Annotated in this window: 14 protein-coding genes; 13 read left to right on the forward strand and 1 reads right to left on the reverse strand. The window is 49.5% G+C overall.

The features are described from left to right. Window positions 1-9: 9 nt before the first annotated feature. From C0068_RS07130 to C0068_RS07180, 11 genes are all read left to right on the forward strand, one after another. Window positions 10-1,071, forward strand: a complete 1,062-nt coding sequence (locus C0068_RS07130) for a TIGR03857 family LLM class F420-dependent oxidoreductase (RefSeq protein WP_103683805.1) — start codon at window positions 10-12, stop codon at window positions 1,069-1,071. After that, window positions 1,071-2,219, forward strand: coding sequence for a phosphotransferase family protein (locus C0068_RS07135; RefSeq protein ID WP_103683806.1), 1,149 nt, complete (start codon window positions 1,071-1,073; stop codon window positions 2,217-2,219). The genes C0068_RS07130 and C0068_RS07135 overlap by 1 nt, the downstream gene beginning before the upstream one ends. After that, complete coding sequence (locus C0068_RS07140) at window positions 2,203-2,685, forward strand: hypothetical protein (RefSeq protein ID WP_103683807.1); 483 nt, start codon at window positions 2,203-2,205, stop codon at window positions 2,683-2,685. Before C0068_RS07135 ends, C0068_RS07140 begins: the two co-directional genes overlap by 17 nt. Window positions 2,686-2,925: 240 nt before the next feature. After that, the gene (locus C0068_RS07145; RefSeq protein WP_103683808.1) at window positions 2,926-3,876 is read left to right on the forward strand and encodes a LysR family transcriptional regulator; all 951 of its coding nucleotides are present in this window, start codon (window positions 2,926-2,928) and stop codon (window positions 3,874-3,876) included. Window positions 3,877-4,079: 203 nt separating this feature from the next. After that, a complete protein-coding gene (locus C0068_RS07150) occupies window positions 4,080-4,565 on the forward strand; it encodes an FKBP-type peptidyl-prolyl cis-trans isomerase (RefSeq protein ID WP_103683809.1) in 486 nt (161 codons plus the stop codon). Between the two features lie 179 nt (window positions 4,566-4,744). After that, entirely contained in the window at window positions 4,745-5,653 is a 909-nt protein-coding gene (locus C0068_RS07155; protein ID WP_103683810.1) for a hypothetical protein, read from the forward strand. After that, on the forward strand, window positions 5,650-6,471 hold the full coding sequence (locus tag C0068_RS07160; protein ID WP_103683811.1) for an HAD-IIB family hydrolase: 822 nt from the start codon (window positions 5,650-5,652) through the stop codon (window positions 6,469-6,471). Before C0068_RS07155 ends, C0068_RS07160 begins: the two co-directional genes overlap by 4 nt. A gap of 57 nt (window positions 6,472-6,528) precedes the next feature. Next, window positions 6,529-7,749: a glycosyltransferase family protein gene (locus C0068_RS07165; protein ID WP_103683812.1), complete on the forward strand. Its 1,221-nt coding sequence runs from the start codon at window positions 6,529-6,531 to the stop codon at window positions 7,747-7,749. Then, a complete protein-coding gene (locus tag C0068_RS07170) occupies window positions 7,750-9,522 on the forward strand; it encodes a sugar phosphorylase (RefSeq protein ID WP_103683813.1) in 1,773 nt (590 codons plus the stop codon). 239 nt (window positions 9,523-9,761) lie between these two features. Next, window positions 9,762-12,356 (forward strand): DUF6351 family protein, encoded by a 2,595-nt coding sequence (locus C0068_RS07175; protein WP_103683814.1) that lies wholly within the window; start codon window positions 9,762-9,764, stop codon window positions 12,354-12,356. 201 nt (window positions 12,357-12,557) lie between these two features. After that, window positions 12,558-13,070, forward strand: coding sequence for a DUF1993 domain-containing protein (locus C0068_RS07180; RefSeq protein WP_103683815.1), 513 nt, complete (start codon window positions 12,558-12,560; stop codon window positions 13,068-13,070). Window positions 13,071-13,098: 28 nt separating this feature from the next. Here C0068_RS07180 and oxyR read toward each other — a convergent pair whose 3' ends face one another. Then, on the reverse strand, window positions 13,099-13,992 hold the full coding sequence (oxyR, locus tag C0068_RS07185) for a DNA-binding transcriptional regulator OxyR (protein WP_103683816.1): 894 nt from the start codon (window positions 13,990-13,992) through the stop codon (window positions 13,099-13,101). Window positions 13,993-14,132: 140 nt separating this feature from the next. Between oxyR and ahpC the strand changes: the two genes are divergently transcribed. Next, on the forward strand, window positions 14,133-14,702 hold the full coding sequence (gene ahpC, locus C0068_RS07190; RefSeq protein WP_103683817.1) for an alkyl hydroperoxide reductase subunit C: 570 nt from the start codon (window positions 14,133-14,135) through the stop codon (window positions 14,700-14,702). Window positions 14,703-14,780: 78 nt separating this feature from the next. Then, window positions 14,781-16,385 carry an alkyl hydroperoxide reductase subunit F gene (ahpF, locus tag C0068_RS07195; protein WP_103683818.1) on the forward strand — a complete coding sequence of 535 codons (1,605 nt, stop codon included), beginning with the start codon at window positions 14,781-14,783 and terminating at the stop codon, window positions 16,383-16,385. Window positions 16,386-16,427: the final 42 nt, after the last annotated feature.

Raw genomic sequence — 16,427 nt, forward strand, 5'->3', positions numbered from 1 at the left:
GGAGGTGTTATGGAAAAATTAAGTCCCCTAGACGAGTTGGGTGTTTATTTGTTGGGTGGTCGAATCAAAGACCCTGCCCGAGCGATGGACGAGGCGGTTGAGGCAGAGCGTATAGGCTTAACCAGTGCGTGGATTGCTGAGCGTTTCGACATGAAGGAGTTGGGAGTCCACGCCGGCGCAATCGCTGCCCGCACCGAGACAATTAAATTTGGAATGGGGTCTGTTGCTATAGGTACCCGCACGCCGGCGGTGACCGCCGCAATGGGTGCAACCTTTCAACAAATTTTTGGCGATCGATTGTTGCTTGGTTTGGCCCGAGGGTTATGGGGTATTAATGAAAAGGGCGGCATGCTTCGGCCAACCATGCGCGGCTTTGGTGATTACGCTCAAATTCTCCTCGATTTGTGGGCAGGTAAGACTGTTAATTATGAGGGTGATTTAGGCAAATTTAGTAATTTGCGAATGCCTGATCCGCCGACTGCGCCACGTCCGCCAATCATTTTCTCGAGCTGGGTGCTGGGCCCAATGGGTATAGATTTGAGCGCTCGCTTATTTGATGGCGTGTTTATTGGTTGCGAATTAACGGTAGAGGCAACAGCCGAAATTTGTAAAAAATTGCGTGAAGCTTGCGAGCGCCACGACAGGGATCCGGCGTCCCTTAAAATTTATAATACGATGTTGTGTGCGCCGGAAATGACGCCAGAAGAAGAACATCTGGTAATGAATGCTCGTATGATTACTCACTTCTCATTCCCCGGGGTTTCTGAGCAGTTATTAAAGGCAAATGGCTGGGATCGATCTGCGATGGAGGCGATTATGTCGCATCCTAAAATGCAGGGAGATGCGATTGCCGATCAAGCCTTTACGCGGCAGGAACTCGTAGACATTGGTCATATGATTCCTCGTGAGTGGGTTGAAACTGGTTGTGTTGTTGGCTCGGCAGAACACTGCGCCAAACGCTTGCAAGACTATGTTGACGCCGGTTTGGATCACTTAGTCTTGCACGGCGCTTCACCGGCGCAATTGGCGTCGACCACTGCTGCATTTCGTGCGCAAAAGGCGGCGCGGTAATGGCCGCCCTGATAGAGCCGAGTTTGGCAGCGGCGCTTGATAGAAAAATGGCACTGCGCGGTAAAGTGGAATATACACCTTCTGACGTGTCACTTATTGCTGAGCAGTTAAATCGATTTTTAACTGCTCAGATAGGCCAGGGCTTTGAAGTTCGCGATTTAAACGCCCTGAGCGGCGGAGCCTCTATGGAGCAATACGTTTTCGACTTGTATCGCCCCAATGCCGATCGTCAATTGGTGAAAATGATTTTGCGCATGAGTCCGCTGTGTTCTGTGATCGAAACCTGCCGCTTGCGCGAGTTCCAGATTATTCGGGCGGTTGCTGGCGTGCTTCCAGTGCCTGAGGCGTTTTGGGTAAGCGACAGTGATGAATATTTTGGTCGACCAGCGCTGATCTGTTCCTTCAATCCTGGCGTTGCCTCGCCTAAAGACGGCGGTGGCAAAGCGACGGGCTTGGGTACGGTGTATGGTAAGCATCGCGAAAAATTGGCGCCGCAATATATTCGACACCTTGCCGCCTTACATACCATGGATTGGCGCGATAAGGATCTGTCTGCTTTAGTTATTCCCCGCGAGGGCACGAGCGATGCAGTAGATTGGAGTCTGGCGCATTGGGACAGGGTCTGGGACGAGGACGCTGTTGAAGCGCACCCTACGATTGCTCTTGCGCGGGCATGGCTGTGGCGCAATCGCCCCGTGGTTGATCATATCTCTTTAGTGCATGGGGATTATCGGAACGGCAATTTTCTATTCGATGAAAATACGGATGAAATAACCGCGATCTTAGATTGGGAGGCGGGCTATCTGGGTGACCGGCATATGGATTTGGCTTACGCCATGCTTCCTGGCTATGGCACGCTTGAGGGTGGCACTTATTACTGTGCAGGCTTAGTCGAGAAAAATGCCTTTATTGAGGAGTACACGCGGCTCTCCGGCTTATCCGTAGATCCCGAGCGTTTGCGTTATTACACCGTGCTGAATATGTATTGGGCGATTATCGCCTGTTGCGCTACAGGCCCTAAATTAGCGGCTGATCGAATGACTCACCTAGATACCATGATGAACATTGTGCCGGGTCTTGGCTTTTATTTTGTCAATGAATTGAATGCAATTCTTTTAGAGGAGCAGCAGCATGACGCCGACGGTTAATCAGCAACTCGCATCGATGAAAGCCTCGTTGGAGCGTTCTGTTATTCCAGCACTACCGGCAGAGGCGCGCTTTGCCCAAGAACAGGCGGGCATGATTGCTGCCACGCTGGCATGGCTTATTGATGTGCAGGAGTTTGAGTTACGTTATGAGCGGCAAGAGGCAGCGGACTACTATCAATTACTAGCTGATTTGGCTGAGATTGACGGTGTTGAAATTGCGGGCGAATTACTGAGTACCCCACTCTTGAGTGCAGACAATAGCTTGGCCGAAATACGTAAGCAAAGTCGCGAGCTCAAGCAAGCGGCAATCGCCGCAGCGATCAAGCTGGATGGACGAGCTGATGCAAAGCTGCTGGCAGTTGCCCAGCGTCAAAGTGAAAGAGAGCAGGCGTGGTTTAGAATGACCGGTTTTACAAGTTCGCCGGCGCCTGGCGGTATCGCAGATGTTATTGGTGCGCGGGCCTAGTGCGAATCGCTGAAATTCAAATGCGGTGGAGATCTTTCGAGAAGTGGGCTCAATATTGCGCGCCGCTTCTTACGGTCATCAAATAAATGCGTAAATATCTGATTTTCTGAGAATTCCCTCACACTTCACCACCTTCCTAGCTTTATGGATGGGGTGTTTCTTTGGCGCATATCTAGTATCCATAAGCCAAAGCGCCCATAATCACACCGTATTATATAAAAATGCGGAGCCATTACTTCCATGAATCTGTCGCGTATAGACCTTAACCTTCTTGTTTACCTAGACGTTCTGCTGCGGGAGAAAAATGTAACCCGTGCCGCGGAGCAATTGGGTATTACCCAGCCGGCCTTGAGTAATGGCTTGCGGCGGCTGCGAGATTTGTTTAATGACCCGCTGTTGGTCAGAACCAGTGAAGGTATGACGCCGACCGAGCGCGCGCTTGAATTGCAACCGCAGGTGCGTACGATATTGTCCTCGGTGGAGCAGGCGGTGCTGCCGGTGTCTGATTTTGAGGTGACAAATAGCACCCGCGTGTTTCGAATTATGGCGAGTGACTATGCAGAGTCGACGTTGTTGGCGCCGCTATTATTCAAGCTTAGGGACGAGGCGCCCAATATCACCCTTGATGTTCTTACGCCCAGTGACGTTACCTTCCAAGATTTGGAGCAAGGTAAAATTGATATGGCGATCAACCGCTTTGATCGCCTGCCGCAGTCTTTTCATCAAGCCACAGTGTGGCGGGACAGCTTTTCTTGTTTGATGAGCAGCGAAAACAAGGCCCTAGAAAATTTTGATATGGATGCATTCCTCGCGGCTCCCCATATTTGGGTAAGTAAAACGGGTATGGGGGTTGGTCGAGGCATGAGTCAGCGCGATAGCCAGCGCTTGGGTTGGGTCGATGAGGCTCTGGCGGAGTGCGGACACGAGCGCCAAATCCGCGTGTTTACCCGTCATTATCAAGTGGCGGCATTGCTTGCCAAACATCCGGATCTCATCGCGACCTTGCCGACCCAGGTTGCTCGTCTTTATGACGACGATCCACGCTTGTCCATTCGCAAGCCGCCGTTCATGATTATTCCAATAGAGCTGAAGTTGGCGTGGAGCCCCTTACTACAACATGATCCCGGTCACATCTGGTTGCGTCGCCGAATTGTTGAGGTCGGGCAGGAAATTACCGATCCAAATAGATAAGGTATTCGGCCCAAATTCAGGCATGTTCTGATCACAATGCGTCATTAATCGTATATTGCCGTGGCTTAAATATTCGGCTTGGCTCGTCGATAATAATGATTTAGGGCCTTAATCTCGGTCAATTTCCAATAAATTCGGGCTCTCGCGTGACCTTGTTGGTCAAAACTGTCATGCTTGTCGGCTTATTTTAACGGGAGGCTCCCATGATTATTGCGAATGATTGCGTAGTGGCGTTTCACTACACCCTGACTGATGACAACGGTACTGTAATTGATTCTTCTAAAGGTCAGGATCCACTAACGTATCTTCACGGCCACGGCGGCATCATTCCAGGTCTTGAGAATGAATTGACGGGTAAAACTATTGGCGATGCGATGAAAGTGGTTGTTCAGCCTGCCGACGGTTACGGCGAATTGAACCCTGAGCTGATTCAGCCAGTACCACGCGCCGCATTCCAAGGTGTCGATCAAATCGAAGTTGGTATGCAATTCCAAGCGCAGGGCGCTGGCGGTCAAATGCAGACTGTTGTTGTTAAAGAAGTCGACGACGAAAACGTCACAGTTGATGCAAACCATCCTTTGGCAGGTCAAGTGCTTAACTTCGATGTCAGCATTGAAGCAGTACGTGCTGCTAGCGAAGAAGAGCTCAGCCATGGCCATGTTCACGGCGTAGGCGGACATCAGCACTAATAGACGTGTTGTAGAGAAGAGGCCACACGGCCTCTTTTTTTTGCCTGTAGTTTTTACCGACCTTCGCCTTCATCTCTTTTTGCGCCTTGCTGGCAAGAAATCTGCATAACTTCTCTGTAGCACTTAACGGTTAATATGGTCTAAGGTTAATACCAAGACGCCAATAACGGAGGGACGTTTTGCCAAACACTCTGGATGCCTTGAGCAAATTTCTCGAACGCGAGAAATTGCCCGAGACTTATCGGGCACAGGCACGAGATAGCTTTATCCCCTTTATAGAAGCTATTCGCCCGAAACTCGCAGCAGCGGGGCGAGTACCGGTATTGGGTATTCACGGTTCACAGGGCAGCGGCAAATCTACCCTTGCTGAGTTCATACATTGGTATTTGCAAGAGCAGGGTGGATTGAATGTCGCCCTGCTATCCCTCGATGACTTTTATCTTAGCTTGGCAGAACGCCAACAACTGGCTGCAAAGCGCCATCCTTTATTGCGAACCCGTGGCGTGCCGGGCACCCACGATATTTCTTTGGCCTTAGAGACCATTGCGACATTACGTCATATTGGCGCTGGTGAGCGTGCGTCATTGCCACGCTTTGATAAGGCTTGCGACGATAGGGCGCCGGAATCAAGTTGGCCGCAAATAAGCGGCCCAGTCGATTTGATTGTGTTTGAGGGCTGGTGTGTGGGTGCTACGCCGCAGGACGAAGCAGACCTAAAGTTACCCATAAATGAGTTAGAGCGCTCAGAGGATAGTGACGCTCAGTGGCGCACTTACGTAAACAGCTGTCTTGCTGCGGAATATCAAGATTTGTTTGCGGAGCTAGATTATTTATTAATGTTGCGTGCGCCAGATTTTAATTGCGTTGCAGCTTGGCGTAGCGAGCAAGAGCAAAAATTAGCGCAGCGTCTAGCGGGTAATGTTCAGGCGTCTGCGCTCATGGATGAAGCGGCTATATTGCGATTTATTCAGCATTATCAGCGAATCACGACCCACTGCTTGAATACACTACCTAAGCGCGCCGATTGCGTGATGGCGCTGGGAACGCAGCGCGAGATTTTAAACGTGGCTTACAGGGAGGGATCATGACCGCGATTGCTGCCGAGCATATAATTTTTACCGATTTAGATGGCACATTATTAGATCACGATGATTATTCATTTAGCGCTGCTGCACCGGCATTGGCGCTGCTTAAAGAAAAGTCGATTGCTTGGATATTAAATACCAGCAAAACCAGTGCGGAATTAAGATTACTTTCTGCGCGTTTAGATAATCCTTATCCCTATATCGTTGAGAATGGTGCTGCGGTGGTTGTGCCGGCGGAGTGCGAGCTATTAGCGAATATTGATTTGGAGCAAGTAAATGGCGAGCGCCACAAGCGGTTTGCGCCGCGCCGCCAAGAAATTGTTGAAATGCTCCATCGTTGGCGAGATGAAAAGGCTTATCAGTTTTCGGGCTTTAGTGATTTGGATGTGCCGGCCTTGCAGAAAATAACCGGACTCGATAGTGCAGATGCGGAACTCGCTTTGCAGCGCGATTATTCTGAGCCAATTCGCTGGCGGGACAGCGAGGCGCAGTGGCAAAAATTTACCGAGGATTTGCAAGCCGCTGGATTACAGGCCTTAAAAGGTGGCCGTTTCCACCATATTATGGGGCCAACAAACAAAGGCGTGGCAATGTCGTGGCTGGTTTCTTGCTTGTATCCTGCAGGCGCCATGCCACGGGTGATTGCCCTAGGAGACAGCGGTAACGATATAGCGATGTTGGCGGCCGCCGATATTGGTGTGGTGGTGCGGTCTGCGCATCATGCACCGCCGGAGATTTCGTCACCCAATGGTGACATTGTGCTGACAGAGCAATACGGCCCAGCGGGCTGGAACGAGACACTTTTAAAATTACTGAACTGATGCTGCGATAATATGATGATGCGCGGTGCTTTTATTAAAGAATAAAATGAGAATGTTATGGGCGATTTTTACCAAAACGGCATTATTACGACACTTCACAATTTGGTAGACAGACCAGTCGAAGATCTTGAAGCTGAATTACTGAAATTTTCAGAGCGCAGACCGATGGCCTTGGTATTGCCATCGCTGTTTTCTGAGTTAGAGGGCGATGCACTTCCCGCGATTATTGATGAAATTGCGAAAGTAAAATACATCGACGAAATCGTCATCGGGCTCGATCAAGCCAATGAAGAACAGTACCGCCACGCCTTAAAATTTTTTAGTAGGCTGCCGCAGCGGCATCAAGTGTTGTGGAACGATGGTCCGCGTTTGCGAGCCATAGATCAGCGTTTAAATAGCAGAGGCTTGTCGCCTGTTGAGCCGGGAAAAGGCCGCAATGTGTGGTTTTGTCTCGGCTATATACAGGCCTCTGGCCGTGCGGAAGCTATCGCCTTGCACGATTGCGATATTTTAACCTACGACCGCAGGTTGCTGGCGCAGCTATTTTATCCCGTCGCGAACCCTGGGTTTAACTACGAGTTTTGTAAGGGCTATTACGCAAGGGTTGCAGACGGAAAAATTAATGGTCGGGTGAGTCGTTTATTGGTCACGCCACTAATTCGTTCACTGAAAAAAATATTTGGTTCACTAGATTATTTAGATTATCTAGACAGCTATCGCTATCCCTTGTCGGGTGAATTTTCGATGCGTAAAGACGTATTGAATGACCTTAGAATTCCAAGTGATTGGGGTTTAGAGATTGGCGTGCTATCTGAGATGTACCGAAATTATTCAACCAACCGCTTGTGTCAGGTTGATATTGCTGATGTCTATGATCACAAGCATCAGGATTTATCTGCGCAAGACGATGGTGGTGGTTTATCAAAAATGTCTATCGACATTTCTAAAGCGATATTCCGAAAATTGGCTACCAATGGCGTAGTATTTAATAGCGAAACATTTCGTTCTATTAAGGCAACTTACTACCGCGTGGCCTTAGATTTTGTAGATAGCTATCGCAATGATGCGGTGATGAATGGCTTGGACTTAGATCTGCATCGCGAGGAGCAGGCGGTTGAATTATTCGCGCAGAATATTGTAAAAGCGGGCAGTATGTTTTTAGAAAACCCGATGGAAACCCCTTTTATTCCAAGTTGGAACCGCGTGTGTAGCGCAGAGCCGACGCTGCTGGATGATATGTTGGCGGCGGTTGTTGCAGATAATGAGGAGTTTTCTTGAATGACAGATTTGGCGCCGCAGCAGCATTTACGTAATCGACTTAGTGCCCATTTAGAGGTTTTATACCCCAACCTTGATAAGGCCGTTTTGTTAGATGACATAATTGCACTGATGGCGCTAGATCAACGCTGTTTTATGCCCGAAGCCCACAAGAATTTGTGGGATGAAAGTGACACCTTAGTAATTACCTACGGTGACTCAATATTGCGGGACGGTGAATGGCCCCTCCATACCTTGCACGATTTTTTGCGCAGAGAATTGCGCGGCTTAATCAGTGGCGTCCATATTCTTCCGTTTTACCCCTATAGTTCAGATGACGGATTTTCGGTCATTAATTATGTGGAAGTGAATCCTTCGCTAGGTGATTGGAAGGACATAAGTGCAATCGCCCGCGATTTTGATTTAATGGCAGATTTAGTGATTAACCATTGTTCAAGCCGCAGCTTATGGTTTGAGAATTTTAAGCAGCGCCGTGATCCAGGTATGGATTATTTTGTTGAGGTTGATCCTGCTACCGATTTAAGCGAAGTCGTTAGGCCCCGTACCAGCCCTCTGTTAAACGAGGTGCAAACCTTAGACGGAAAGCGTCATGTATGGTGTACCTTTAGTCACGATCAAGTCGATTTAAATTTTCAAAATCCAAAAGTCTTATTAGAATTTGTAAAAATTATTCGCTATTACCTAGATATGGGTGTCAAAATTTTTCGTTTAGATGCCGTCGCCTTTTTGTGGAAAATCCCCGGTACGACAAGTTTAAATTTAGAGCAAACTCACGAAGCCGTGCGCCTAGTTAGAACACTCATAGAGCATGCGGTGCCAGACGCAATTATTATTACAGAAACCAATATTCCGCTACGGGAAAACTTAGCTTACTTTGGTAACGCCAACGAAGCCCATTTAGTTTATAACTTTTCGCTGCCGCCGCTGTTAATCAACACCATGGTGAGCGGTAGTTGCAAGGCATTAAAAACCTGGATGATGGGGATGCCCGCCGCGCAAGACGGCACCACGTATTTTAATTTTATTGCCTCCCATGACGGAATCGGATTACGCCCAGCAGAGGGCTTGTTAGATGATGCCGACATTAACCAGCTCGTTGCGCTCATGCAAAAAAGTGGTGGCAGGGTGTCTTGGCGAGCCTTGGCGAATGGCGAAAATCGCCCCTATGAAATTAACATCAGCTTATATGATGCTATGCGCCGTCATTTACATGCCAGTAATGAAAATGACGGTGAAGACGGATTTCAGGAGCAGCGTTTTATCTGCGCCCACGCATTGATGTTGGCCGTTCAAGGTGTTCCGGCATTTTATATACACAGTTTGCTGGCGACCGAAAATGACGAGAATCGGGTATTACACACCAGTCACAACCGCTCTATTAACCGTCATCAATGGGCGGCGGATGATTTAGAGTCTCAGCTAGAAACCAATAGCCACCACGCTAGAATATTTAATGTGCTGAAAGCGCTTATAGCATTGCGCTCGGCGCAAGCTGCTTTTCATCCCAATGCTGCTCAGTACCCCCTGCATTTAGGTGACAAGGTGTTTGGTATTCGCCGAGAAAGTCACAGTAGTGGCGCAGCGATTGTCGCCATTTACAATATTAGTGCCGAACCACAAGAAATATTGCTGGCGGACTTAAACCTAGACGAGTCGGCCCAGTGGCTAGATATAACGAGCGACAACCGCAGTGTGCGTGGTCAAGCAAGTCTCGTCCTCGCGCCATACGCCTACCGGTGGTTGCGGCGAGACGACGGCTTGGAAGCTGGCTAAATTAGGCTTACCTGCGCCGCGGTTTCATATTTCCGTACATCTTTTCCTTTATCGCATTGCGCTTGATTACGCGCTATTTTCTTTGTCACTATGTCTCAAATTTGTAATTTGGGTATTTGGCTGGGCGCTGTTCAGCTATCATTAAGTTAGCATCACTATAATGATCCGTTTGCTAGGGCGGCACTCTGTAAATGCGGAGTGTTAGCTAAATAATAAGAGCATGCTAATAGGTTGTTTATATGAAGATTTCTTCCTTTTCTTTATCTGCTGTCGTCGTTCCTGTATTTGTTTCCGCTCTTGTGCTCGGAGGCTGCGGCGGCAGCTCCAGTAGTTCAAATGGAAGCGCTAGCCCAGATCCGGTCGATAATGGCGGCGGCACCGCAAACCCAGTGGCTGGCGATGGCCAGATTCGAGTCTTGTCGAATCGCTCAGATCTTATTAGCAACGGCGACGCCTTGATTGAAATCGTCGCGGCGGACGCAGCTAAACTGACAGGCCTTGCAGTAAAGGCCGGCAACCGCGATGTGAGTAGTGTGTTTGCAATACGCAATGACGGCAGAATGATCGGCTTGGTGGATGGCCTATCATTGGGTGAAAACGCAATTGTAGCGACACTGGCAGACGGTTCGGTATTAAATACCACGATAGTTAATCACCCTAACGGCGGCCCCGTTTTTTCAGGCCCACAGGTTCAGCCTTGGACGTGCACTAATGACGCTGCGATAGACGCTCAGTGTAACCAGGCCCCTGAATACAGTTTTAAATATGTGCCCGCAAATCGTCTGCAGGCATTGTTAACTAATTTTGACCCTAGCAGCATGGAGCTGCCCCCCGCATTTTTGCCCTATGACCCACAGAACCCGCCGGCGGAGGGTGATATCGCCATGACCACAACGGATGAGGGAGTTGAGCTTCCGTTTATTGTGCGTGTTGAAAAGGGGGTACAGAACAGAGATCGCTACCAAATTATGACCCTGTTTCAACCCGGTGTTGCGTGGACGCCATTCGCGCCACAGGAGCAGTGGAACGGTAAGTTGCTGATACATCACGGTGGCAATGTTGGGGTGACGTATGGTCCCGGTAATCCACCCAATGGTGATATAAGCGGTACCGCGCCAGACGGCGGTGAGCTATTACTGGGCGACAGTATAACAGTTGCATTGAGTCGTGGTTTTATGACTTTATCGACGGCCTTAGCAAATCTTGGTCATAACGTAAACTTGGTAACGTCCGCCGAGTCCTTGGTCATGGCCAAGGAGCATATCGTAGAAACCTATGGCGAGCTTCGCTATACCATTGGTACCGGTTGTTCCGGCGGTGCGATTGCTCAACAGCATGTTGCAAACGCATACCCAGGTATTTACCAGGGCATTATTGTTCAGTGTTCTTATCCTGACGCGTGGACGACGGCCACCCAGTTTGCCGATTACAATTTATTGAATACCTACTTCGGTGCGAGTTTCCCAACTGATCCTGAGAATTTTAGTCCCGAAGATTTTCCGTCTTTTAATCCTAATTTTCTTCCCCTGTTGCAGTGGAGTTTGATTTACGGCCATTTGCCGCTCAACCCGATTGTGTCGGACCTTGCCTTCTTTCCTTCAGCGTATCCTGATCAAGAGGATTGCCCTGGCTTGAGAGATGCGGTGCCGGTATACCATCCTGAAACCCAAATCGACGGTTTGCGCTGCGGTATTATTGATTATATGAAGCCGCTGTTTGGTGAGCGCAGCGAAGATGTATGGTCGCAAAACGAACAGATTTTAGGGCGTGGTTTTGGCGGTATTCCCCTCGATAATATTGGTGTGCAGTATGGCTTGGCCGCCCTGCAGCAAGGTTCTATTACCGCAGATCAATTTTTAGATTTGAATCGCAATATTGGTGGCTTTAGCGTTGATATCCGCCAGCGTCCAGAGCGGACAATTGCAGACCCGCTAGCACTTACCAATGCGTATAAAACTGGCGCAATTAATACCGCCGAGCACCTTAGCAATATCGCTATTATCGACCTGCGTGGAGCTGACCCCGGTATAGCCCACGACGCTTACCACTCCTGGCAAATGCGGGCGCGCTTGGAGGAGAAACAGGGGCATGCAGACAATCACGTAATTTGGTTTGGTCAATTCCCCTTGGCTGGCGACACCGTTTATTCCTCTGAGGCATTGGTGGTGATGGACAGCTGGATGGCAGCGATTGAGGCAGATACCAGCGACGCGGCCTTAACTGAAAAAGTGCTTAGTAATAAGCCTGCTGCGGCTAGAGATCGCTGTTTGTCTGCGCAGACATTGCTAAGTGAAAATGGGCTGATTATTCCGCTTACGGGCAATATTTTGTATCCCACACCTATTTTACCAATCCCCGGTGCCTTACCTTCACCGCCGGCGGAGGCAGGCGTGGTATTCGATCAATTGGCCAATCAAGCCTGTGGATTGGATGCAAGTGCCTACGATAGTTCTGGTGCGTCTGCGCAGTTAACGGGGCCGCTTGCAGAGTTGCAGCACACTCTGGTGCAAACCCGTTTTGGCACGCCACGCACGGTGGCGGGAGACTCCATAGAAACATGGAATAATAAATGCCAGCTGCGCCCAGTGGATGCTGCGGACTACGCTGCTAACCCATTGATTAGTGATCCAGATGCGTTTGCGGCACAGGTGCGAGATATTTTCCCAGAGGGCGTGTGCGACTATAGCAAGCCAGGTGTTGGCGTAGTTCCTACCCAAACATGGTTGCAATATGGCAGTGCTGAAGAAGTGCTGGTCGGTGGTCAGGCCCTGCCGCCTGTGCCGCAGGGTTCGCGCTCTGCTTGGGCATCTCCCGCCTTTGAGCTCAGTCGCTAAGAGGGCTGGTTAAAGGCGATATAGTCTAATAGTATTTTACGTAGCATTTTGTAGCGCCTCCTTGGCTTACACCAAGGAGGCGCTTTTGCGTAGCGGAAAATTAATCATGGTGGCGCTATTGAATAGCGCCATTAAGCCCCCCAACTCTGTAGCAGCAACAAAAACATAAATTGCTCTATTTCTTCTGCGAGGTGATCAACGATGTTTTATGACATTACAGTGGTGCAGGCCAGTAAAATGCTGGACAACCTAAAGGTGATGCTTGAAAAGGCAGCGGCCTTTGCCGAGACCAAAAAGATAGATCCAGAGGTGTTGCTTACCTCGCGTTTAGCGCCGGATCAATTTGCCTTAATTCGCCAAGTACAAATTTGTTGCGACACCGCCAAATTAGGTGCGGCACGATTGGCTGGCAAGGCTGACAGCGCGCCTAAGCATGAAGATACCGAAACCACCTTAGATGAGTTGTATAGTCGAATCGCAGCGGTGCAGGAATATTTGGCCACGTTCTCAGCGGCGGATTTCACTGACACCGCAACACGTGAAATCAGTCTGCCCTGGTTGGATGGCAAGAAAATGCTAGGCAGTACTTTTGCGACGAGCTTTGTTATTCCCAATTTGTATTTCCATATAACAACGGCCTACGCCATTTTGCGTCACAACGGCGTTGATCTTGGTAAGCTGGATTATTTGGGCAGTATTTCTTTTATCGATTAAGTTCCTCAGAGCATGCCTGTAGCCCCTGCTATTTTATGTAGGGGCTCATGGATGACCGTATCGACGATACCACCGCCCTCACACATTCCATGCGCGAGTAGTTTGGCCTTACTATCAGGCAGATTTCTCGGCTTGGTACCGGCGCGTTAAAGTGCGTGTAGCGCAGTCCGTGTTCCCCATCTTTTATCGCTAATTCTGGAATGAGGGTAATCCCCATGCCGCTGGCTACCATATAGCGTAGTGTTTCTAAACTGGTTGCCTGAAAGCGGGTGTCTTCTTTTGCGCCAGCGCTAAAACAATAATCGAGGGCCTCGTCTCGCAGGCAGTGGCCGTCTTCGAGTGTGAGTACCCACTGCCCATTTAAGTCTTTTAAGGTAAGGGATTTGCTTTGCGCCAAGGGATGTTTCACTGGTGAGGCCAGCACTAGAGGCTCCTTGAATAAAGTGTAGCGCTCTACGCCCTGCATGGTGTTTAGCCAGCTAAGAATTAAGACGTCGAGCTTGCCCTCATCCAATTGTTGCATCAACACATCGGTTTGATTCTCGTGCAGATAAAAATTGATATTGGGTAGGCTAGTGCCGAGATTCGCCATAATGTGCGGCAATAAATACGGCGCCACGGTTGGGATTAATCCCACATGAAGGTCGCCACTCAGCGGGTCGGAGAGGGCCTTTGCCGTTTCTTCAAAATCCTCTGCTGAACGCAGCACCTGCCGAGCCCGCCCCAGCAATTCTTCCCCTGCCGGTGTGAGCATGACTTTTTTGCGATGACGTTCAAATAGGCTGAGCCCGAGCTGGTCTTCCAGCTTCATGATTTGACCGCTCAATGTTGGCTGACTAACAAAGCAGGCCTCTGCTGCGCGGCCAAAATGCCCGTGTTTGGCAACGGCGTCTAGGTATTGAAGGTCGCGAATCTTAATCATGTTCTGCCTAATTGGTATCGGTAAAACCTATCAATATCATAATAATGATCGATTAGATATGAAAGTTACCCTTCCGTAGTATGGCTCCTGAGCTTAAGGCAAATCGAATTTACCTTTATCAACACATCAGGAGTGACATTATGTTTCCAACAATTATCAACACAAAAGTACAGCCCTTCAAAGCTACCGCCTATCACAACGGTGACTTCATCGAGGTAAGTGATGCGGATCTACTCGGTAAGTGGTCGGTAGTCGCTTTTTACCCCGCTGATTTTACCTTTGTATGCCCGACTGAACTTGGCGACCTAGCTGACCACTATGCGCAGCTACAAGAAATGGGCGTAGAGGTTTACTCGGTATCAACCGATACCCACTTTACCCATAAAGCGTGGCACGACACATCCGACACCATTGGCAAGATTCAGTACCCAATGATTGGCGACCCAACGGGCAAAATTTCACGCAACTTCGGCGTGATGATTGAAGAAGATGGACTGGCATTGCGCGGCACCTTTGTGATTAACCCAGAGGGCGAAATCAAAGTGGCAGAACTGCATGACCTTGGTATTGGTCGCTCAGCTAAAGAGCTGGTGCGTAAAGTACAAGCTGCTCAATACGTTGCTGAACACGACGGCGAAGTTTGTCCAGCGGCATGGCAGCCAGGTGAAGCGACCTTGTCTCCGTCGCTAGATCTGGTCGGTAAAATTTAACACCCCTGTTGGCCTCGGTGACGGGGCCTTTTTTAAACCGAATTTTTAAAATTAATTTAAATATTTCCGGGAGTTGTCATGTTAGACGCGAAAATGAAAATCCAGTTGGAGGCTTACCTCCAAAATTTAAAAACTCCGGTAGAGCTGGTCGCGTATCTCGATGGCCAAGACAAATCCCGTGAGCTTGAAACCCTAATGAACGAGGTGTCTGAGCTGTCTGCTCTGGTATCCGTAATTGAAGGTGAAGATACGGCGGCGCGCCGCCCAGCAATGGGTGTCCGTTCAGTGGCTAACGGTACAGAGATGCGTTTTGCCGGTGTGCCCCTTGGTCATGAATTTACGTCCTTGGTTCTGGCGGTGCTTCACAGCGGCGGTCACCCCATGAAGATCGACCAAGAGCTAATCGAGCAGGTGCGTAATCTCGACGGCGAATACCGCTTTGAAACCTATATTTCATTGAGCTGCCAGACCTGCCCAGAGGTGGTTCAGGCGCTGAATATGATGGCGGCAATCAATCCGCAGATTAGCAATGAGATGATCGATGGCGCGATCTTTCAAACAGAAGTGGATGATCGCAAAGTCATGGCGGTGCCGACTGTATTTATGAACGGCCAGCAGTTTTCACAGGGCCGCATTGGCTTGGCCGATATTTTAAAGAAAATCGATAAAAATGCCGGTGCACGCAGCCTTAAAAAACTTGCTGAAAAAGACGTATTCGACATGCTGATTGTGGGTGGTGGCCCAGCGGGCGCATCAGCGGCAATTTATGCGGCGCGTAAAGGTATCAAAACAGGTGTGCTCGCTGACAAATTTGGCGGCCAATTATTAGATACCGTTAGCATCGAGAATTTTATCTCGGTAACTGAAACCGAAGGCCCTAAATTAGTCGCTAATTTAGAAGCCCACGTTAGCGCCTACGATGTTGATATTATGCGCGGCCACAAGGCTTCGGCACTGACTGTTGTTGCTGATGACGGCAGTATTGAAATTAGCGTAGAGGGAGGCGCGGTATTACGTAGCCGCTCGGTGCTACTCGCTACCGGCGCACGCTGGAGGGAAATGAATGTACCCGGCGAGCAGGAATACCGTGGCAAAGGCGTGGCCTACTGCCCGCACTGCGACGGCCCTTTATTTAAAGGCAAATCCGTAGCGGTCATCGGCGGCGGTAATTCAGGTATAGAAGCAGCAATTGATCTTGCCGGCATAACTGCCCACGTCACGGTGCTGGAATTCGATAGCAAATTACGGGCAGACGACGTGCTGCAGCGCAAAGCGCGGTCGATGAAAAATATCGACATTATCACCAGTGCCCAAACCACCGAAGTGCTCGGCGATGGCCAGCGGGTAACCGGCTTGCAATACACAGATCGCAATACCGGCGACACAAAGAGCGTCAGCCTTGCGGGTATATTTGTTCAGATCGGCTTGGTGCCCAACACCGAATTCTTAAAAGGCAGCGTGGCGTTAACGGCCCGTGGTGAAATTGAAATAAATGCACGGGGAGAAACATCAATCCCAGGTGTGTTTGCTGCGGGTGATGTAACCACCGCGCCCTTTAAGCAAATAGTGGTTGCGGTAGGAAGCGGCGCAAGCGCAGCGCTGGGCGCCTTTGATTATCTTATTCGGCTGGGTGTTGACGAACCAGTGGCGTCAATAAAGGCAGAGGAAGAGCAGGCTGCTTAAAGTGCACACATTGTATACACCTCTTTGCCCCTCATCTTGAGG

The organism is Zhongshania marina (assembly GCF_002915595.1).
Taxonomy (GTDB): domain Bacteria; phylum Pseudomonadota; class Gammaproteobacteria; order Pseudomonadales; family Spongiibacteraceae; genus Spongiibacter; species Spongiibacter marinus_B.